The organism is Psychrobacter nivimaris (assembly GCF_009812035.1).
Taxonomy (GTDB): Bacteria; Pseudomonadota; Gammaproteobacteria; order Pseudomonadales; family Moraxellaceae; genus Psychrobacter; species Psychrobacter nivimaris.
This window is the reverse complement of sequence record NZ_VZIZ01000005.1, coordinates 1-21675: the sequence shown is the minus strand read 5'-3', so window position 1 is coordinate 21675 and position 21675 is coordinate 1. Positions and strand designations below refer to the sequence as shown.

The 21675-nt window shown below is 41.0% G+C and carries 18 protein-coding genes; 15 read left to right on the top strand and 3 right to left on the bottom strand.

Annotation, left to right across the window (positions count from 1 at the left end; genetic code table 11):
* Nucleotides 1–128 precede the first annotated feature (128 nt).
* Nucleotides 129–1568 carry a chromosomal replication initiator protein DnaA gene (gene dnaA, locus FQV37_RS01675; protein WP_102094841.1) on the bottom strand — a complete coding sequence of 480 codons (1440 nt, stop codon included), beginning with the start codon at nt 1566–1568 and terminating at the stop codon, nt 129–131.
* Nucleotides 1569–2158: 590 nt separating this feature from the next.
* On the opposite strand from dnaA, the gene rpmH reads away from it, so the two are divergent.
* From rpmH to FQV37_RS01635, 8 genes are all read left to right on the top strand, one after another.
* Nucleotides 2159–2293, top strand: coding sequence for a 50S ribosomal protein L34 (gene rpmH, locus FQV37_RS01670; protein WP_007394757.1), 135 nt, complete (start codon nt 2159–2161; stop codon nt 2291–2293).
* A 179-nt stretch (nt 2294–2472) separates the two neighbouring features.
* Complete coding sequence (gene rnpA, locus FQV37_RS01665; protein ID WP_160021027.1) at nt 2473–2844, top strand: ribonuclease P protein component; 372 nt, start codon at nt 2473–2475, stop codon at nt 2842–2844.
* A 1-nt stretch (nt 2845) separates the two neighbouring features.
* Nucleotides 2846–3226, top strand: coding sequence for a membrane protein insertion efficiency factor YidD (gene yidD / locus FQV37_RS01660; RefSeq protein ID WP_160021026.1), 381 nt, complete (start codon nt 2846–2848; stop codon nt 3224–3226).
* 215 nt (nt 3227–3441) lie between these two features.
* Entirely contained in the window at nt 3442–5124 is a 1683-nt protein-coding gene (gene yidC / locus FQV37_RS01655) for a membrane protein insertase YidC (RefSeq protein ID WP_160021025.1), read from the top strand.
* 280 nt (nt 5125–5404) lie between these two features.
* A complete protein-coding gene (mnmE, locus tag FQV37_RS01650) occupies nt 5405–6793 on the top strand; it encodes a tRNA uridine-5-carboxymethylaminomethyl(34) synthesis GTPase MnmE (protein ID WP_160021043.1) in 1389 nt (462 codons plus the stop codon).
* Between the two features lie 86 nt (nt 6794–6879).
* The gene (gene nrdR, locus FQV37_RS01645) at nt 6880–7338 is read left to right on the top strand and encodes a transcriptional regulator NrdR (protein ID WP_057762240.1); all 459 of its coding nucleotides are present in this window, start codon (nt 6880–6882) and stop codon (nt 7336–7338) included.
* Nucleotides 7339–7451: 113 nt separating this feature from the next.
* Nucleotides 7452–8507: a bifunctional diaminohydroxyphosphoribosylaminopyrimidine deaminase/5-amino-6-(5-phosphoribosylamino)uracil reductase RibD gene (gene ribD, locus FQV37_RS01640; protein ID WP_160021023.1), complete on the top strand. Its 1056-nt coding sequence runs from the start codon at nt 7452–7454 to the stop codon at nt 8505–8507.
* A gap of 431 nt (nt 8508–8938) precedes the next feature.
* Nucleotides 8939–9613, top strand: coding sequence for a riboflavin synthase (locus FQV37_RS01635; RefSeq protein ID WP_160021021.1), 675 nt, complete (start codon nt 8939–8941; stop codon nt 9611–9613).
* A 105-nt stretch (nt 9614–9718) separates the two neighbouring features.
* On the opposite strand, the gene FQV37_RS01630 is transcribed toward FQV37_RS01635, so the two are convergent.
* Nucleotides 9719–12472: a response regulator gene (locus tag FQV37_RS01630; protein WP_160021019.1), complete on the bottom strand. Its 2754-nt coding sequence runs from the start codon at nt 12470–12472 to the stop codon at nt 9719–9721.
* A 327-nt stretch (nt 12473–12799) separates the two neighbouring features.
* On the opposite strand from FQV37_RS01630, the gene fmt reads away from it, so the two are divergent.
* From fmt to FQV37_RS01595, 7 genes are all read left to right on the top strand, one after another.
* Nucleotides 12800–13870, top strand: a complete 1071-nt coding sequence (gene fmt, locus FQV37_RS01625) for a methionyl-tRNA formyltransferase (protein ID WP_160021016.1) — start codon at nt 12800–12802, stop codon at nt 13868–13870.
* A 65-nt stretch (nt 13871–13935) separates the two neighbouring features.
* The gene (locus FQV37_RS01620; RefSeq protein ID WP_160021015.1) at nt 13936–15507 is read left to right on the top strand and encodes a transcription antitermination factor NusB; all 1572 of its coding nucleotides are present in this window, start codon (nt 13936–13938) and stop codon (nt 15505–15507) included.
* A 46-nt stretch (nt 15508–15553) separates the two neighbouring features.
* Nucleotides 15554–16975, top strand: a complete 1422-nt coding sequence (gene thrC, locus FQV37_RS01615; protein ID WP_134292687.1) for a threonine synthase — start codon at nt 15554–15556, stop codon at nt 16973–16975.
* A gap of 325 nt (nt 16976–17300) precedes the next feature.
* Complete coding sequence (locus FQV37_RS01610; RefSeq protein WP_420876961.1) at nt 17301–18410, top strand: LysM peptidoglycan-binding domain-containing protein; 1110 nt, start codon at nt 17301–17303, stop codon at nt 18408–18410.
* Between the two features lie 75 nt (nt 18411–18485).
* Nucleotides 18486–19730 carry a DNA-processing protein DprA gene (gene dprA, locus FQV37_RS01605; RefSeq protein WP_160021042.1) on the top strand — a complete coding sequence of 415 codons (1245 nt, stop codon included), beginning with the start codon at nt 18486–18488 and terminating at the stop codon, nt 19728–19730.
* A gap of 117 nt (nt 19731–19847) precedes the next feature.
* Nucleotides 19848–20477 carry an L-threonylcarbamoyladenylate synthase gene (locus FQV37_RS01600; protein ID WP_160021013.1) on the top strand — a complete coding sequence of 210 codons (630 nt, stop codon included), beginning with the start codon at nt 19848–19850 and terminating at the stop codon, nt 20475–20477.
* A 151-nt stretch (nt 20478–20628) separates the two neighbouring features.
* Nucleotides 20629–21090 (top strand): hypothetical protein, encoded by a 462-nt coding sequence (locus FQV37_RS01595; protein ID WP_134292684.1) that lies wholly within the window; start codon nt 20629–20631, stop codon nt 21088–21090.
* Between the two features lie 117 nt (nt 21091–21207).
* On the opposite strand, the gene FQV37_RS01590 is transcribed toward FQV37_RS01595, so the two are convergent.
* Nucleotides 21208–21675, bottom strand: a 468-nt coding sequence (locus FQV37_RS01590; RefSeq protein WP_160021012.1) for an integrase core domain-containing protein, incomplete at its 5' end; no start/stop codon positions are given.

Sequence of the window (21675 nt, the reverse complement as noted above, 5' to 3'; positions counted from 1 at the left end):
TAAATATTTATCGTAATAACTTAATAATACCTTGTCTGCTGACGATAATCTACAAAGCATCTGTGGACTTATATTTTCGATATTATAAACCATCTGTATCTACTAGAATACAACGATATCTAGCGCTTTTATCCTGCCTGTAACATCAGAGCTAGGGTTTTATAATCCTTATCAAATGCAGGATCTGCTGCTCTCAACTCATTTACTTTATCACAAGCATGCATCACCGTCGTATGGTCGCGTCCACCGAACGACTGACCAATTTCAGGGAAGCTATCGCCTGTTAATTCACGCGACAAAGCCATCGCTATTTGACGTGGTCTTGCAATACTACGCGTACGTTTGCGCCCCATAATATCTTTGACCGTGACATCATAGTACTCAGCCACTACCTTACGGATGTTATCCATATTCACTGCCTGCACACGCATCGCAACGATGTCTTTTAGTGCGTATTGCACCATCTCAAGGGTAATCTGTGCCCCTGTTAAGTTAGCATTGGCAAACACCTGATTTAGGGCACCTTCTAAACGTCTGACATTAGACACCACATTTTGCGCAATGAATAGCGCACATTCCTTTGGTAATACCATACCGTAGGAGGCTGCTTTTTTCTGCAGAATTTGTACTCGAGTATCAATCTCAGGAGGATCAACAGCGACTGTTAACCCCCAAGAAAACCGTGATCTAAATCGTTCATCAAATTCTGTCATTTGGGAGGGATGTCGATCAGAGGCTAAAATAAGTTGTTTATCACCACTAGTAAAATCTGCAAATAATGTTAGAAACTCATTACTACTTTTAGTCTTTCCTGCCAATACATGAATATCATCTACAATTAACAAATCTACTTTTTTTATTTTCTTTTTAAAATCTTCTATTTTATTATTTCTTAAGGAATAAACTAATTGATTTATAAATTTTTCAGAAGTGAAATAATAAAAACTTTGATTATTTTTTAAATAGCGATGAGCTACAGAATGCATTAAATGCGTTTTTCCCAATCCAGAAGGACCGTATATAAATAAAGGATTATGACGATTTTTCGATTGGCGCTTACCAAGTTCATAACAAGCCTTGTAAGCCAAGTTATTGGACTTACCTGTAACAAAGGTTTCAAAAGTAAATTCGGGGTTCAGGTAGCTTAATGATTTTGTATCAGCAGACTCAACTGGCTCATTATGACGCATGTTCGCGTCGATATCTGCTTTTGCGTTGTTATGATGAATAGATTCAAATTTATGTTCGAATGGGGTAGGGGAGACCTCGTCTTCTATAAACAAAGAACCTGATTGACTATTATCTTCTGCATTGCGGCCAGCATTATCAACACGTACGACGACCTCTTCAATACTACCTTGACTGTGTTTGGTCACCAACTGCTGAATATCTTGAAGATGATTCTTCTTGATATACGTCACAAAATAATCATTGGGAGCAAGAATAATCAAAGTTTGCGCTTCTTGATGGGCTGACAGAGGTCTCAGCCACATAGTAAACACGTTGTCTTTGACGTTGTAACGCAAATCGTTTAGACATTTATCCCAAATATTTGCTGTGTCTATCATGAAAAGTACTGACCTTGTGATCTGAAATAATAGTTATTTTTTAGCAATATAACTTGCTACCTAAGCCTCGATATTACACGTAACAATTAACCAAAGAGTTCGTACTAGCACCCTATACGAAGGTGTATATCAAGTAGCGCCTAATTTAACACAGATACCCTGTGGATAAAACCTCGTTTTTTGTGGATAAGACTGTGGATAATTTTGTGTATAACTTTTATAAACTAGTTATCCATATTTAACCCACAGCTTATCCACAGGCTTACCCATAGTCTAGTAATTTGATAATAAAAAGGAAAATGGACTTAACCACAGATAATCATGGTCCCAACAATAACAATACTATATTTATATTAATTAATTATTATTATAGTATTTCAGTCTAGCTGTGGATAACCTTGTAAATCATAGAATATATAACTATAAAATTTGATTACTAGAAATAAGTTTTTAAGGAAATATCTCTACTAAGTTCGTATGAGGTATTTCCTATTTAGGGACAAAGCAAATTAGTTTATTGACCAAAACTATACTGAATGGTATAATCCTCCGTTATTACGAATTTAGTCCATTATTTTGATAGGTGAGTTATGAAACGTACATTCCAACCAAGCGTGATCAAGCGTAAACGTACTCACGGTTTCCGTGCTCGTATGGCAACTAAAAAAGGCCGTCAGGTCTTAGCTCGTCGCCGCGCTAAAGGACGTCATCGCCTTACTGTATAATCAGTAGATTGCGATAAGCATGGCTAATAGTGCTTGTTGTGTTCTTATTGTTTATAGATTGCGATAGTCAATCATCACAACTGACACTTAGCCATATATTAAAAGCGCCTACATCGGCGCTTTTTTTGTCTCTATAATTTGTTATTATTTCTCCTATCGTTATTCTACTAGGTTGTACTATGTCCAATACTCTATCAGATACACCTGCAGCTAGTTTCACTAAACAGCAACGCCTGCTTACTCCTGCAGCCTTTCGTGAGGTATTTGACGCACCTGAGCGCAAGATTCATCAGAGTCATTTAATGGCTTTTGTACGTGCTAACGAGCATGCACAGCCGCGAGTCGGTATGGCTGTTACTAAGCGTAAAGTACCTACTGCTGTCGCTCGTAATCTGATCAAAAGATATGTGCGTGAAGAGTTCCGTACGAAAGCTTTTAAAATGGAAAATAAAGATATTGTTTTTATTGTCAAAAAATCTACTAAAGATATAGATAATAAAGAAATAAAAAATCAAATAATTAATATATTTAAGAAAATAGAAAAAAAATAAAATGAATATTTTATTAAAAATAAAAAATATAAATAAAATTTTCTATAAAGTATTTTTTAATTTGATTGTTTTTTATCAAAAAATAGTTAGTCCTATAATACCTGCTCGTTGTCGCTATTATCCAACATGCTCAAATTATGGCAAACAAGCTTTAACATGGCATGGCACCCGTAAGGGTGGTTGGTTGTTGTTAAAACGTCTTAGCAGGTGTCACCCTTTAGGTGGGCACGGTATAGACTTTGTACCCTTACCCTTAGCTTGCTATAGCTATCAATACATATCTTTTACTGATGTATCAAATAATAACCTCCAGAGTTTGGGTGTCTATCGAGACTATACTAGCTATGTTTCACAGCTTAATTATTTGATGAAATCAACATGAAGTCCCCCTCTTTAGTCTCAGATCGATACTCTGTTAAGTTACCCACAAGTTATCCACACTCTTGGTATCATTTAAGACAGATTTTTAGTAAAATGATGCACATTTTATGTAAATGACTACTGATGCAGTTGCAATGTGACAGGACAGCTGTGTAGGACAGTCATGACACATGCCCTAATTTTTCATTCCCTAATTTTTTAATCTAGGAAAGGTTTATGCAAAAGATATTTCGGGTGATGATCATCATTGCGATGCTAATTACCGCTTATCTGCTGATTTTGGCATGGCGAGATGATTATGCCGATGCTCCAGCTGTAGATGCGGTGCCAGAAACTACGAGTTCGGTAGGTGCTGACATTCCTTCTACTACTGGTGCAGCAGGTGATATCCCGGTACAGACATTACCTGTGGATAATAGTGCTGTGACAGCGACTCCTGCGAAAAACGCTGGTCTAATCACGGTAACAACTGATCGCTATGATATAAAAATCAATCCAGAAGGTGGTGATATTGTTTATGCTGCGCTCAAGCAGTATGACGCAACGCTCGATAGCGATAAGCCTTTCGTATTGTTAGAAAACAACAGTAACCGTGTGTATGTGGCTCAATCTGGACTTATTGGTCAGAACGGTATTGATACAGCAGAAGGTAGAGCGACTTATAACCATACTGCTAACAATTATGTGATGGAAGATGGACAGCAAACGTTGTCAGTGCCGCTTACTTACAAAAAAGACGGTGTGACGATTACCAAAACGTTCACATTCACTGAAAATAAATATCCAATCGATATTAGCTATCAGATCCAAAACGCGTCTACCAATGCTTGGCAAGGTCAGATGTTTGCGCAATTAAAGCGTGATGATAGTAAAGATCCTGGTATGTCTGATAAAGGCGCGCTGAGCATGGCGACTTATCTAGGCGGCGCTTGGGGTACACCAGATGATCCTTATAATAAGCTGAAATTTGGCGACTTTAGTGATGGTGAGTTGACGACGACTAGCGATAAAGGCTGGGTTGGTATCGTACAGCATTACTTTGTATCTGCTTGGACACCTGAAAATTTCACTGGCAAATTCTTTACACGTGAAACAGGTAGTGATTACTTTATTGGCTTCAATAGTCAACCAGTGAACGTAGCACCAAACAAACAAGTTACTTTAAATGCAACACTGTATGCAGGTCCAAAAGTTCAGTCTGAGCTAAAAGACGTTGCGGTAGGCCTTAACAAAACAGTTGATTATGGTCTGCTGTGGCCAATATCAAAGGTCTTATTTGCTATCTTGGAAGGTGTGCATAAGGTTGTTGGTAACTGGGGGTGGTCAATTATTTTACTGACTATCTTAGTAAAAATTGCCTTGATGTGGTTCTCTAATAAGAGCTACTACTCGATGGCTAAAATGCGTGCCATTGCACCAAGACTTAAAGTGCTTAAAGAAGAGCATGGCGATGATCGGATGAAAATGTCGCAAGAAATGATGGCGATATACAAAGAAGAAAAAGTCAATCCGATGGCAGGTTGTCTACCAATCTTGATGCAGATGCCTATTTTCTTAGCTTTATATTGGGTGTTGGTAGAGAGTGTTGAGCTGCGTCATGCACCATGGATTTTGTGGATTCAAGATCTATCAGCGATGGACCCATGGTTTATCTTACCATTGCTAATGGGTGCGTCGATGTTTGTACAGCAGCAGTTGAACCCGCAGCCAGCAGATCCGATGCAAGCAAAAGTCATGAAGTTCTTGCCGATTATCTTTACTGCGTTCATGTTGTTCTTCCCAGCAGGTTTGGTTTTATATTGGACAGTCAACAACTTGTTTAGTATGACTCAGCAATATATCGTTAATAAGAAAGTCGATGAAGAGCAGAAGCGTCGTACGGTAAAAGTAGTCGATTAATTAGTTCTTTTTTAGAAATACAAAAAACCATCGCGCAAGCGGTGGTTTTTTTATAGGTGGTGTATAAGTGGTAAATGTTATCCACAGCTTATCAACATTATCCATAGTTTATAAATATTAAAACGAAAATATGTCTGATGCGGCTACCTTTCAAAGTTTGCTTTGTCAGTATGAGTCCAGACGTCTATAATGGAGCTTTTAAACATTGAGAGTAATTGTGGATTCCTTAGAGACAGCATTAGCCGTACCTAATTCTTCTGAAAAGTCTAATACATCTGGATTGGCTACAATTGCTGCGATTGCAACGCCGCTCGGGCGAGGGGGTGTGGGTGTCATACGTCTATCAGGCAGCCGTGCTTACGATATGGCATGTGCTTTAACAGGTAAGTCTGCTTTTACGCCGCGGATGGCCAGCTTTTGTCGTTTTTATCAAGCTGATGGCACTGTCATCGATGAGGGATTCGTCTTGTTTTTCAAAGGTCCGCATTCATTCACAGGTGAGGACGTTATTGAGCTACAAGGGCATGGTGGTGTTATTTTGCAAAACCAGTTGCTTGCACGAGTTTTTGAGCTAGGTGCCAAGCAAGCGAGTGCAGGAGAGTTCTCTTACCGTGCCTTTGATAACGATAAATTGGACTTGGTACAGGCCGAAGCGATCGCTGATGCGATTGATGCGACTAGTGCTGCCGCGGCCAGTAGTGCGATTCGTTCTCTAAGCGGTGAGTTTTCACAAAAAATTAACCAGCTACTAGAACAATTGATTCATCTTCGTTTACATGTTGAAGCAGCGATTGATTTCCCCGACGAAGAAGACGTTGATTTTTTGTCTGATGGCGTCATACAAAGTAAGCTTGAGCAGACGCAAGATAAGATACAGCAAGTTTTAGCAACGGCAAAGCAAGGTCAGCTTTTGCGCGACGGTATCCATGTCGTGCTAGCAGGTAGGCCAAACGCAGGTAAATCTAGCTTACTTAACCGCCTTGCAGGGCAAGAGCGTGCTATCGTGACTGATGTCGCTGGTACTACACGTGATACGCTGCAAGAGACCGTTGTACTCAATGGTTTGACGCTACATCTGACCGACACAGCAGGCCTACGCGAGACAGAAGATACTGTGGAACGTATCGGAATTGAGCGTGCCCGTACTGCTATCACGCAGGCTGATATGCTACTAATGGTCTATGATGTGACTCGCGATGTTGAAGAAGAGAGCACACCGTTACAGCTTGCTGAACAGTTATTTGGTGAATTGCCAGAAGCTAAACGCTTACTAATTATTGCTAATAAGAGCGACTTATTGAGCGATAATAACAGAGAAAAAAGTGCTGCTATGACCCAAGCTGAAATCAAGAACAGAGGTTATCAGCAGGTTAATGTTTCATGTGAAACAGGCATTGGTATCGATAACTTGGTTGAAGCATTATGTGAGAAAGTAGGCTTTCATCCACCAGAGAATAGCTTAATCGCTCGTACCAGACATCTCGATGCACTTAGACGAACTGCTAATTTCTTAGCAGAAGCCCATGAGCAATTAACGGTATTCGAAGCGGGTGAGTTGGTTGCTGATAGCTTACGTCAAGCACAGCAGAGTTTGGGTGAGATTACAGGTGAGTTCAGCGCCGATGACTTATTAGGTAAAATATTTGGTAGCTTTTGTATTGGTAAATAACTGAAACACGGTGTTCTTTATTATTTAATAAATTAGCTATCTTAGAAATACTGCTTTTATTCTCAATTGTAAAATAAGGAAATGCTATGCACTGTCCGTACTGTAATGCGTCAGAGACCAAGGTTATTGACTCACGTCTTGCTGCGGAAGGGGCACAAGTGCGTCGACGCCGTTCGTGTAACAGCTGCCAAGAACGTTTTACGACTTTTGAGATGGTAGAAGTTGTCATGCCAAGGATTATCAAATCGAGCAACAAGATTGAACCTTATGATAATGAAAAGCTGCGCCGTTCTATTTTACTACCTTTACAAAAGCGTCCTATTACTATCGATGAACAAGAGGCGATGATTAGTCGTATTGAAAAGCGTGTTAGGCAGATGGGTGAGCGAGAAATCAGTAGTAAAGTCTTGGGTGAAATCATCATGAGTGAACTCAAAACTTTGGATGATGTCGCCTATGTACGCTTTGCTAGTGTATATCGCGACTTTCAAGATATCGATGCATTTCATCAAGAAATTGCCAATATTCGTCCAAATGAAAAGTAGGCGAAGTAAGCTTTTAAATAAGCCCTAGTTGATAAGTAATTCCTAATTGTTAATCAGCTTTCGAACCTTATTTTCTTATATAGAACACTCAATCATTTATTAAGACCAGCCTTATGTCTATTCAAAGCCATGCTCAAGATGCACAAGACCGCTACTTTATGATGCTTGCTATCGAACAAGCGAAGCGCGGTTTGTATACTACTAGACCCAATCCTGCAGTGGGCTGCGTTATTGTTCAGGCAGAGCAGATTATTGGTCAAGGTTTTCACCCTAAAGCTGGTGAGCCACATGCAGAAGTATTTGCGCTGAAAGAGGCTGGTACACAGGCAGCAGGGGCAACTGCTTACGTTACATTAGAGCCATGTAGTCATACGGGACGTACACCACCATGTGCGCTGGCGCTGGTTGCTGCTAAGGTAAATCGCGTTGTGATTGCAGGTCTAGATCCTAATCCGCAGGTCGCAGGTCGCGGTGTGAAACTATTAGAGCAAGCTGGTATTGAGGTAACAGTCGGTGTCCTGACAGAGCAGGCAGAGGCACTAAACCGTGGGTTTCTAAAAGCTATGCGCACTCAGATGCCCTATGTACGATTGAAAATAGCGACCAGTTTAGACGGCCGTACAGCGATGGCATCTGGTGAATCAAAGTGGATTACCTCGACAGCTGCTCGTGAAGACGTACAAAAACTACGAGCACAAAGTGGCGCGATTATCACCGGTAGTGAAACTGTAATAACTGATAACCCACAACTCAATGTGCGCTCAGAACAATTGGACGTGCCACCTGAGAAAATACCTAATCCTAAAATAGTCATACTTGATAGGCGTCAGCGTTTAAAGCACAGCCTACAGTCTGATTATCAGCTATGCCGGCATCCAGATACTATCTATTGGCATGAAGACGATTTGTCGGCGTTGTTGGCGAAACTGGTTAGTGAGCACCAGTGCTATGATGTGTTGGTGGAAGCAGGTGCTAGTGTTACAGGTAGCTTTTTGAGTCAACAGTTGGTAGATGAGTTAATCGTATATCAAGCACCTTGTTTACTTGGTGAGCAAGCTCGTCCAATGGTTGATTTCAATCCTATGTCCCTTGCTCAGCAGTTACGGTTTGATATAGAAAGTCATCAACAGCTTGGCTCAGACCTCAAATTAACCTTATTACCTTTATAGATATTCTTCGTATAAGTAGGTTTTCCACAAATTATAAAAAAAAGCTTAGAATATGGATAAATCAATTGTTGATTTACGTGTTTCACATGGAACTGTGTATAACTTTGTTTCACATGAAACACAAAAGATGTTTATATCTCGATTATTTTAATAAATATTTATATAAATCAATACCTTAACGGTATATTCATAAATAAATAGGTTTCATGTGAAATTTTTATTTGTTGTGGATAACTATGTTTTTATAGCGACTTCTAGCTATATCTCTATTGATTTATCTCTACTTATCCACAATCTATCCTATTAAAGGTCAAGTCTAACGATGTTTCACTGTCAGTTATTTGAATAAGTTGTGATAAAGAATTGATAGCTGATTTGATAAACTAAAATATTCGCCTATGAAGGCCATACAGTAATGAGATGAGGGTAATATGTTTACTGGAATTATAGAAAGCGTTGGAAAAGTTAAATCGATGCAGGCGACAGGCGGTGACATACGTTTGACAGTAGAGTCTGATGACTTGGATTTCAGTGACGTGAAGCTAGGCGATTCTATTGCATCAAATGGTATTTGTTTAACCGTGGTAGAGCTCGGAAGTAACTACTACTCTGTTGATGTCTCACGTGAAACGATTGCTAGAACAGCATTAGAAGGGTTAAAAGCAGGACATACCGTCAATCTAGAAAAGGCCATGCTACCGACGACTCGTTTTGGTGGTCATATTGTCGCTGGTCATGTAGATGGCGTAGGGGTCGTTAGTAAATTACAACAAGATGCTCGTTCTATCTATATTGAGATTGAGATACCGCAAGAGCTAGCGCATTATACAGCGACCAAAGGCTCTATTACAGTAGATGGTATTAGTCTGACGACCAATTTAGTGCGTGACAATATTGTTTCTCTAAATATCATTCCGCATACTGCTCAAGTGACTAACATTGCTAAGCATTGGTTAGTAGGTAATAAAGTCAATATTGAAGTAGATATCGTGGCTCGTTATCTAGAGCGACTACTAAATAAACCTCAATCTGAGGGTATGAACGCGCCAAACCCGCAAAGCCAAATCACAGAAACATTTTTGGCCGATAATGGGTTTATGAAATAACAATTAAGCTTACTGAAATATTATCCTCGTACCAAGTTTTTGACCCTATCGATATTACTTTGATTAAGTGATATCGATAGGGTATTTTTTATCTGCACTATAGATTTATTGTATAAAACTCTGCAAAACGGATTCTAAGTCTTTCTTACTAATGGGTTTGGATAAAAACTCGTCCATACCTACTTGTATACAAGCCTCGCGATCTTCTTCTGTATTATTCGCAGTTAGCGCCACAATTGGTATTTTATCACCTTGCGAGCGAATCACTTGTGTGGCTTGTAAGCCATCCATAATGGGCATTCGGCAGTCCATCAAAATCAAAGAAATTTCTTCACGTTGGCTTTTGAGTTTCTCGAGTGCTTGCTGTCCATCTTCTGCAACAATACTACGATAACCAAGCTTACTTAACATCTTGCAGGCTATCTTTTGGTTAGTAGGACTGTCTTCTACGACCAAAATCAGTGGAGACAAGATTTCTTTCTTAGGTGTATCTTCTACAAAAGATAGACTGCTGTCATATTGATGTTTGACCAGTATGTTTAATGTTTTCCTTGCAAACAAGGTTAAGCGTAGCAGTTCAGAAAGTAATAAACTTGCGTCCAAGGGTTTGGTCAAAAATCCATCATATTGGCCTAGTAAAATAGAGGGTATATGCCTTTCAAGTTTCATGCTAAGTAATATCTTTGGTAGTGAAGGCGTAGCGACTAGGTCGTTTAACACTTCTTGTTGCTCGCTATACTTGTTGCTCGCATGAGCTGATAAGGTGATGGATTCGCTGTATTCATAATCTAATAACAAGACAGGAATGATGGTTTGCTCATCTTGTTTTAATTTATTTTTTAGCTGCTGTACAGTGGCTCTATCTAAAGTGCTGTAGATAGTCACGGATATCGTTAAGTACTCGCACAAACGTTGTAAATGTTCAGCAACTAGAGGCTGATTGATGACAGCGATAAGGTGAATATGGGGCAGCTGCGAACAACGATGATATACCGATTGATAAGTGGCATGAGGATAAGGAAGGTAGAGGCTAAATATCGTTTCTTTATCCACCGTATTACTTAGTTCGATAAAACCGCCGAGTAACTGAGCAAAGCTATTGGCATCACTCAAGCCAATATTACTGTCTTCAACTAAGTTATGATTGCTTTGATTCAAGATATTGACTAATTGATTTTTTCTCTCAGGAGTAATAGTTGCTCCAGTGTCTTTTACGCTAAACCGAATCCAATAAGATGTCTGCGCAGGCATTGTCGTGTCATTGTTAGGAGTTAAAGGCTGATTACTTATTCGCGTTACTTTATCTTCAGGTACACGATCAACAGTGAGCGCGACATAGCCTGATGTTGTAAAACTAATAGCGTTTTTCAATAGGTTTAATAGGATATGGTGCAGTCGAATGTAATCAGTTTCGATGTAACGAGGACAGTCCGGCGCAAAGAAATAGATCAATTCTAACCCTTGTTGTCTTATTTCTTTTGTGACTAAATTGCTAACCTCTTTGCTTACCTTATAAATATCAACCGTTTCTATACTCAAACGTGTTTTTCTGACTTCAACTTCCTCTGTTGCTAGAGTCTTATTGAGTACAGTCAACATGCTTTGACTGGTTGTAATCAATGTATTTAGAGTCTTTTTACCCTGAGCCGTCAATGTTGAAGGGTCGATGGGTTCCAACGAATCAATTATCTTCTCTAGTGGTATCCTTAACTTACGACCTATAAATGCTTGGGCTTCGTTTGATTCATCAATTTGTAATTGCAGTTGTTGGTTGTGCAGCTGTAGTTGTTCAGACTGATGGAAAATCTCATCAACATTATTGAAAATAACAGTGAAACCGTGAACTTGCCCATGTTCACCGAACCATGGTGTTACGTGTAGTTGGTAGGCTTGTTTATTTTCCAAGCCATAAACTATCAGTGTGCGAGTAACGCGTAAATTTGAAATAGTTTTTAAGAGTATTTGAGTGGCCTCATCTTTCCCTTCAACGAAATCAGTCAGTTCATAGCTTTGCTCTCTCTGTGTAGGAGGAGTAAATACTTGCTCAAAACGCTGATTATAGAAACTAATTTGACCATGTCGTATACTCATCAACATCGGTAAGGGCGCCTGATCAACCAGACGTTCTAACCGATGAGTCAATGTTTTTATACGCCGATAGTCATTATGTAGTTGGTAGCTGACGCGACTTAGCGCATGACCTAACAGCATGAACTCGGTAGTAGATTTCTTTTGTAAAAACGGCGGCGGTGTATAAGATTCTTTTGCGCGGCTACTCAAATTATCCGTATAAACCAGTAATTGTTCCCAGTTAGTTCGACGATTAAGCATATAGAGCAATGCCATGAAGAACAGTACGATGGCGACCATCAAGGGGAGCCAATAACGGTAAGATATCCAGTCGACAACAAAAGGTTCATGGCGTAATACGATATAAATCTGATGTCCGCTTTTTAGAGTAATGATTCCTGTTAGTTCATTGCTATTAACTGTATAGGAGCTATGGTCGCTGCTGCTAGAAGCTGATGTACCGATGGTAGGGAAAGCAACGGTAGAAAAAGCAGATTCATTGGGACGGGTATTATGATGAATATAGGTCTGCCCAGAAGGTGTCATTAAAATCAGCTGATAACTAAGGTGCTCAAAAGTAGGTTGCTCTAAGATTCTTTTTATTTCACTATCTACAGGCGCTGCATGCTCAATAATACTGTGCTGTAGGGCATAAAAAGTATCTATGCTGTGTTGCTCACTATGTTTTTTCATCCCATCAAACAGTGTGACATAGTACAGCAGTAACATAACCGTGAGAGACAAGGCATAAAAAATCAATAAGCGCTGTAAGGACTGAAACTGTTGCATGAAAGCGTGGCCCTATCTCGACACGAAAGAATATAGTGAAATAAAAACGAAGTTTCTACATATAGTAGGTGAATTATACGACAGTTGAATTGTCTAAAATTTTTAGTGTTACCTTCTATTTATAGCAGAATAACGGCTTACTGTTTACAGAGAGTGGTTATTAACACCAAATTGTTTTGTAAAAAATATAAATAGAACGTTCGATGTCCTTGATATTATAAAGGCAAATAATGTCATTGGTTATCATGAACTGAGGTCATTACAATCATGGCACTGCGCCGTAAACTCACCTATAATGAACAAATAAACCTTATATAATGCATGATTATGACTACAACTGCTCCTACCTTTGATACATCCAACTCGCTTACTGACCATGATAACCCAACTACTAACCGATTAAGGGTAGTATTTGCGGGTACGCCTGAATTTGCTGCTATTAGCCTTGAGTCGTTAATTAAGCAGCAAGAAGCGCTGAATATAGAGATAGTTGCTGTTTACACCCAGCCTGATCGTAAAGCAGGTCGTGGTCAGAAGCTGTCAGCCTCTGCGGTAAAAGAAGTTGCGTTGGCACATGATATCGCTGTAGAGCAACCAGTCACTTTTAAGAAGTCTAGTGCAGAAGGGCTAGCTGCTAGGCAAACTCTGCGCGCCTATCAGCCAGATGTGATGATTGTCGCCGCTTACGGGTTGATCCTACCTATCGGTGTATTAGAGACGCCTACTCATGGTTGCTTGAATATTCACGCTTCACTGTTGCCACGCTGGCGCGGTGCTGCACCTATCCATCGTGCACTCTTGGCCGGAGACGATGAGACCGGCATTACCATTATGCAGATGGACAAAGGTCTTGATACAGGTGACATGCTTTATAAAGTTAGCGAAAGTATTGCCTCTGATGATACCGCTGCTAGCCTACATGATAAGATGGCTGCACTTGGTGCGACAGCCATTAGTACGGTGTTAAAAGATTTAGCTGCTTATCAAGCTCAAGCTATTGCTCAAAATGATAGTCAAGCCAACTACGCTGAAAAGCTGGTCAAAACCGAAGGCGAAGTTGATTGGTCGCAGCCTGCTGCCGCTATTGAACGCCAAATTCGTGGGCTGACACCATGGCCGGGTGCTTATACTTTCCTAGCAGGGCAGCGCGTCAAAGTGTTGGCTAGCTTACCTGTAAATACATCGCAGCAAACGAATAAACCTGCTGGAACGGTTATCAGTGTCGGACGAAAAGCGATCTTAGTCGCTTGTGGTAAGGATAATGATACCGAGTCGTCGGCCACTACTTTAGCCATTACTCATTTACAGTTTGCGGGTGGTAAGCCGATGACTGCTGAACAAGTTTGCCATGGCAACCAATTAAATGACGGCGATCAATTTACGTCAGAAACAAAATAACGTTACTTATATTTAACCTACTTGCACAAGACGCTATCGATCATACGTCAAGGAAATGAAATTTAATGAGACAAAACAGTACTGCGCCTAGAAACAATAAGCTCAAACCATCAAGCAATCTTATTATGAATGGCAGCGTACGCGTGCGTGTGATTCGTACCTTACTGGCTATTCAAAATGGTCAGTCGCTCTCAAGCGTCCTTGACCCGTTACTGAATAGTCTGCACGATGGCGATAAAGGCTTTGCTCATGCATTACTGCTCACGACATTGCGTCAATGGCATGCGCTGGCACGTTTGCTCGATAGCTTAGCAGACAACCCTATCGACGAAGTTGAAGTGCGTACCACCATTCAAGTCGGCTTAGTACAGTTGCTATATTTAGAAGTGGCTGACCATGCGGCAATTCATGAAACCGTTGAAGCAGCCAAAGAAATTGAGTTTGCTCATTCGACTGGTTTGGTGAATGCTATTTTGCGTAAAGTCGCCAAGAATCCAAGCAAATTCCGTAAGAAATGCGATAAAAAGCATAGTCTACCGAATTGGCTTGCTTACCAGCTTAAGCAAGATTGGAGCGAGCAGTATGATGAGCTGACACAAGGCTTACGCCAACCAGCACCGATGTTTTTACGAGTGAATTCGGCGGTTACTTCGGTAGAGGACTATCAGCATGCATTGGATGGCGCAGAAATTGATGCAGATATCGTTGAGCTAACGACTGGTTTTAAGGTAGCAAACTCATCAAAGTCTGCCGCTGCTACGCTATCGACCAAAGGTCTTAGACTACATCAAAGCACTGCCGTTAACGCTTTGCCTGATTTTGCTTTAGGAACAGCTAGCGTTCAAGATATGCATGCTCAGTTAGCTGCACCGATTATCAATAAAGCATTAATGGCTAAGCTCAGTGCTGAAGAATCTGATACGGAAAATACGAATAATGAGATACATATTCTAGATGCTTGTGCGGCACCTGGTGGCAAGCTTGCTCATTGGTTAGAGCTTATAAGCGCTAACGATGAATCATCGTTGTTTCACGTGAAACAAGACGATGCTGAAACGTCACCTGCGATTACTGATATCAAGGTAACGGCTATCGATAATGAAGCACCACGTATCGAACGTATTCGTGAGAATTTACAGCGCTTGAATCTAAGCCAGCATGACTTGCAGCAAGCAGAGAAAAGCGTCGCATTGAATATTGTCTGTGCAGATGCAACCAGATGGCAGCATGGCAAAAATAAAAAAGCGGCGACAAATGAACCCGTATTTGATGCGATATTATTGGATTCTCCTTGTACCGCGACAGGCGTGATTCGTCGTCATCCTGATATTAGTATCCTGCGTACAGAAGAAGACATCGAGCAAACGGCGCTGCTACAAGCAGACATCTTGCATAATCTATGGCCACAACTCAAAGCTGGTGGTTATCTGCTGTACGTGACATGTTCTATCTTAAAGCAAGAGAACGTCGAGCAAATGCAGGACTTTATCACTCATCACAATGATGCAGTAGTGATTGAGTTTACTGACGATTGCAGTTGGGGTATCGAACAAGCAATCGGTCGTCAGTGCTTACCAATTGATAGCGCGAGTGGCGATGGTTTTTATTATGCATTGCTACAAAAAACTGCTGAATAAACCGTTTTTAAATATTGAATAACATTATTGTAGACAGGACAATCTAATGAAATATATCAGTACCCGTGGTCAGACAGCGCCGATGGATTTTAGTGATGTGCTTTTGATGGGTCTTGCCCCAGATGGTGGTTTGATGTTGCCTGAGCATTATCCAAATATCGATAGTGCAACCCTTGATGAATGGCGTACGCTCAGCTATCCAAAGCTTGCGATGGCGATTATGCAGCGTTTTGCCACTGATATTCCTGTGGCTGATTTGCAAGATATCATTGAGCGCACTTATACTGCTGATGTATTTGGCTCTGACGAGATTGTTCCTGTCCGCAAGCTCGAAGACAATTTATATATTCTAGGATTATCAAACGGTCCGACATTGGCATTTAAAGATGTTGCCATGCAGTTTTTGGGCAATGCCTTTGAATATGTGCTTAAGAAAAAAGACGCACGTATTACGATCATTGGTGCGACCAGTGGTGACACCGGTAGTGCAGCAGAGTATGCATTGCGAGGTAAAGAGAACATCGAAGTCTTTATGCTGTCACCATACGGCAAAATGAGTGAGTTCCAACGTGCGCAGATGTATAGTTTGACCGACAACAATATTCATAACATTGCGATCGATGGTATGTTTGATGATTGCCAAGACATAGTCAAAGCGCTACAGCAAGATGCTGAGTTTAAAGCCGCTTATAATTTAGGCACGGTAAACTCTATCAACTGGGGTCGTATCCTAGCGCAGATTGTTTACTATTTTAAAGCTTACTTTGCGGTTACGACGAGCAACGATGAAAAAGTCAGCTTTAGCGTACCATCAGGTAATTTCGGTAATATTTGTGCCGGTCACATCGCTCGCGAAATGGGACTGCCAATTGACCGTCTGATTGTCGCAACCAATGAAAACGACGTTTTAAATGACTTCTTTAATCAAGGTGCTTATCAGCCGCGTCCGACTGAAAAAACCTATGTAACCTCTAGTCCGTCAATGGATATCTCAAAAGCATCTAACTTTGAGCGTTTTGTTTATTTGCTATTAGAAAAAGATAGCGCACGCGTTCATGAATTGTTTGACGGCGTAAAATCAGGTCGAGGGTTTGACTTGTCTGAATTAATGGAAGCAGTTAATAACCGCTACGGTTTTGCTGCTGGTAAATCTACTCATAGCGACCGCTTGCAGACTATCAAAGCGCTTTATGAGCAGCATGGTGAATTGGTTGATCCACATACTGCTGATGGTATCAAGGTCGCTAAAGAGCTACAGTTAGATGGTGAACTTATTGTTTGTGCAGAGACAGCATTACCCGTTAAGTTTGCGGATACTATTGTGGAAGCAGTAGGTCAAATAGATATCGCTCGTCCAGCGCATACTGAAGGGTTAGAAGATTTATCACAGCACGTAGTGGTACTGGATAATAAGGCTGAGCTGGTTGCTGAACAAATCCGCCAACATGTCACGCCGAATTCTGCTTAAGTAATAACGGTCTTTAGGCTTATCATCAGCAAGGAAAAATATCCGCGTAAAAGTTACACCATTGTAATAAAGTGTTTATGATTGTGTTATGGTAGATATAATTGTAATATTAGAAACGGCGTCAGCAAGTCATCATCGTGCTAGGCGCTTTTTTAGGAATTATTCTAGCCAATTACACTGAACAGTTACCCTATAATTGCCATGAGAATTTTACTTGTAAATTGCTGATATAATTAAACTTTTATTAATTTTAGAGGTTTTTGCAGTGATAAGTTAAGTACAGTTCTTTATGTCGAACACAGTGGTACATATTGTGGATATAACGATGAAGATGAGCTTAAAAAAGACAGCAAAAGCACTGGCAAAAGGATTATTAGTTACGACATTTAGTAGTGCCATGTTGATGAGCACGGCTCAAGCTAACAATCCGCCGCCAACTATCAAAGCTGATGCGCCCAATCGTTATATCGTCAAAAAAGGCGATACCTTATGGGATATTTCAGGTCGCTATCTAGACAGTCCTTGGCGCTGGAAAGAAATTTGGGCCACCAATAAGCAAATCAAAAATCCAAACCTTATCTACCCCAATGACGTTCTTATCCTTTGTGTGATCCAAGGAAAAACGCTGATTGGCGTTGATACTGGTGAAGGCTGTGCTGGCGTTGAAAAGCAGCTTACTGGAAGTGTAAGTACAAGTACGGTCGCGATTACCTCGACGGCCAATAGCATTCCTCCTATTCCGTGGTCAGCTATTCAGCATTGGCTTGATAAAATGCTTATCGTAAATCCCCAAGACTTTAATACCACGCCTTATATTTTAGCTTCTAAAAACCGTAACTTAATTACTGCGCGTGGTGATAAAGTCTATGCTAAAGGCGTACCGCTTATCGTAGGCCAGCGTTACGGTGTTTACCGTGAGGGTGAGCTATATGTAGACCCCAAAACGCAAGAAGTGATCGGTTTAGAAGTTACGCAGGTGGCGACTGGTCTCGTTACTTCTACAGAAAGTAATGGTGTGACTAGCTTGCAGCTTATCGATAGCTATGGCAAAGAAGTGCGTGAAGGGGATCGGGTGTTTGTAGAGTTAGACAACGCTATTCCTCCTGTTTTTTATCCAACGCCTGCAAATGTCAGTCGCGGCGGTATGATCGTACGTGTAATGGACTCTATCAGCTCGGCTGCGAAGGGTAGTGTGGTCGCTATCAATTTGGGTAGCTTACAAGGTGCTAAACCAGGTGATGTGCTGACGGTTTATCAAAAAGGACCTTTGGTACGTGATACTAAAGACAATGACACGCCTGTACGTCTACCAAATGAGCCTAGCGGTATGGTGATGGTTTTTAATACCTTTGATCACATCAGCTATGCTTATGTACTTGACTCTGAGTTACCACTTAGTATTGGTGATCAGTTATTACCACCTCCTTATTTATAAATAGCTATAAGGCTTTATTAAGCAATATATTAAACCAAATACTAATCTAAGCTTGCCTATACGAGACAGATGACAATGACGGCAGTCACCTCTTCTTTATCCGAAGATCAGCGCGCTATCTTAGCGCTGTGGTACGAGGTGAATGCGTCGTTATCTGCTTATCACAAACTGATCACTTCTTTCGGTTATCCGCAGCTTGCTTGGCAAGCCAAAGTAGAGGCATGGAAGCAGCTCGGTATTCACCACACCCATCTCAAACGTCATGAACAGCCAGAGCAAACACTCGCCAATATCGATAAGATTCAGCAAGCATTGATAGATGGGCGCTATGGTCTGCTATTCGCTGATGACGCCGACTATCCTGCCCAACTCTTACAAATCTACGACCCGCCGCCCTTATTATTTTATCGTGGGAATAGCGCGCGCCTACATCAAGCACAAATCGCTATAGTAGGTAGCCGCAAACCCACCGCGCATGCGCAAAAAATCACGTTTGATATGGCGCAGTACTTAGCGCAAGCAGGTTATATCATTACTAGCGGTCTGGCTATGGGTGTGGATAAACGCGCACATTTAGGCGCACTAGTACAGGCAGACCCTGACCATCAGGGACGGACGGTTGGTGTAATGGGCACAGGGATCGATGTGAACTATCCTAATCATCGGGATCAATTATTTACTCAAATTGTTGAGCAAGGTGGCTGCATTATTAGTGAGCTGTTACCACACACTCAGCCGCATAAACATACTTTTCCGCGTCGTAATCGTTTGGTAGCTGGACTGAGTCTCGCGACCATCGTAACGGAAGCGACAATTAAAAGCGGCTCGCTTATCACAGCACGTCTCACGTCTGAACAAGGTAAACAGGTCTTTGCTATTCCCAGTCATATTGACAATAGCAATGCAGAGGGCTGTCATCATTTGATACGTGAAGGCGCGACCTTGGTTTATCATCCTCAGCAAGTACTAGAGGACGTCAATGGTCAGCTTGATTACGATAAAGGCGCTTATAGAACAGCAAACGCTACTAATTCTAATAGCAATCGCTCTAATATTACTCAGACTTCTGATGCGATAGAGACAAACTCAATCAAATCTACTAGCCAGCAACTATCCTCTGAGATAAAGCCTGCGCGCAGCACAGTCGTTGTGCCTGAGCATTTAACTGCAATTTATGAGCAGCTTGACTGGCATGGACAAGATTTAGATGCGCTTATTAGTGCAACCAAGCTTGCACCGCCGCAGTTGATTGGGCAGCTAATGGAGCTTGAGTTAATGGGTCTTATCAGCGAACAAGGTGGACGATATTTACGCGTTTAAAGTATTGTAAATATTCCCTATTAGACACTGGCATAGGTAGTGCTTAGTTATAGACTCTCCTAGACAATATCTCTCTTGTGGTATTATTAGAATTTACTTCTACGAACCATTTAAGTCATGAGCCAACCTACACCTCTTATTACTAATTCTGCCATCCAAGCTGCTAAGTGGCTAAAAGCAGGGCAACTGCTCGCATACCCCACAGAAAGCGTTTGGGGTATTGGTTGCGATCCTTATGACCAAGTGGCTGTTCAGCGTATTTTGGATATCAAACAACGTCCACAAGCCAAAGGTATGATAGTCGTCACTGATAGTGTGTCTCGCTTAGCACCTTTGCTAGCCTCTTTAGATGATGTTCAGCGCCAGCAGATTATTGATAGCTGGCAGACAGACGGTAGCGGAGATAAACAGCACAATCGCCAAGCACATACTTGGTTATTACCGATTCCTCAGCCGCTTGCGAGCACTGTGCCCACTTGGATTACCGGTCAGCATGAGACTATTGCTGTTCGAGTTATCTCGCATCCTACAGTTCGTCAGCTTTGCCAACAGATGGTCAGTGAAGAGAACCTATTTGGTCTATTGGTTTCTACAAGCTGTAACCCATCAGGGCAAACGCCTGCTAGCACCTTTGAAGCCGCCTATGCTTATTTCGAAGAGCAAATTGGTTATTTGCAGGGTGATACATTGGGTTATACCTTACCTAGCCAGATTCGTGACGCAACGACAGGCTTGGTTATTCGTTAGTGGACAAGAAAGATGTAGACGTTTTTTTTGCTACCTGTTTGCCTTACTCAACATGTTTTCTATTGTATGAGCTACATTTTTACAATAATGCTGGCACAAATACTGTTTATCACATACTGACGGTAGCCCTGAATAGGATTTAGGCAGTCATATGAAAAATAAATTAAATCAGCCAAGTCATAGTTTGAACGAAAGTTTGGCTGAATATCCAAAAATGAAGGTTACTAAGTTATTTTTATTCGTAGGTGCGCTGTATGAGCTCATTATCTTTCCATGGATAGCGACACTTCTTAGCTCAGATAACAGCATAGGTCTATTGTTCATACTGTTTTTTCCAGTTTATCTTATTGCAGGTGGCTTGTTTGCGATGCCAACTACATTAATGATGGGAAAGTGGCATTCGTATAAAGAAATATACATACAAGATGGGTGGTGGATAAGAACTTTTTTTATGGGAGTTCTTATTAATGCTTTATTTTTTGTTTGGTTTATATTTTCTAAATTTGGTTTAGTGATATGGTTCTCTATCAGTTTAACTGGAGGAGTAAGTGCCGTATTAGCAGGTATGTCAGCTTTACCAGTATTGAAAGAAAATATTGAAGACGTAGGCTGAGCCATTAAATAAAGAGCTGATCAAACTATTTCTGAAATATTATGATGCGTTTGGATGGTCAAGAAAGTTCGAAACGGGTGGTAACCCTCCCAAACCTAAGACACCTAACAAATAGAATTAAGCTGCTTGATTGAGTTTCTGTATGGGCGTAAAACCGCCATTGCCCATGTTTGGGCGCTCATGATTATAATGATATAACCAGTTTTCTGCTTGTGTGCGTACTTGCTCTAAGTTATCAAACAGCTCCTGATTTAACCAATCATATCTCATGGTTCTGTTAAAGCGTTCCACATAGGCATTTTGCTGTGGATTGCCAGGTTCAATATAGCTTAAGTTAATGCTTTGCTGCTCAGCCCAGTCTTTGAGCGCATTGCTGATGTACTCAGGACCGTTATCGCATCTTATTTGTACAGGTTTGCCTCGATATTCAATGAGCTGGTCTAATGTGCGTATGACCCTTTGTGCTGGTAGTGAGAAGTCAATCTCAACGGTGAGCGCTTCACGGTTGTAATCATCAATCACATTAAACAGTCTAAAGCTGCGACCGTCATTTAAGCCGTCGTGCATAAAGTCCATGCTCCAGCT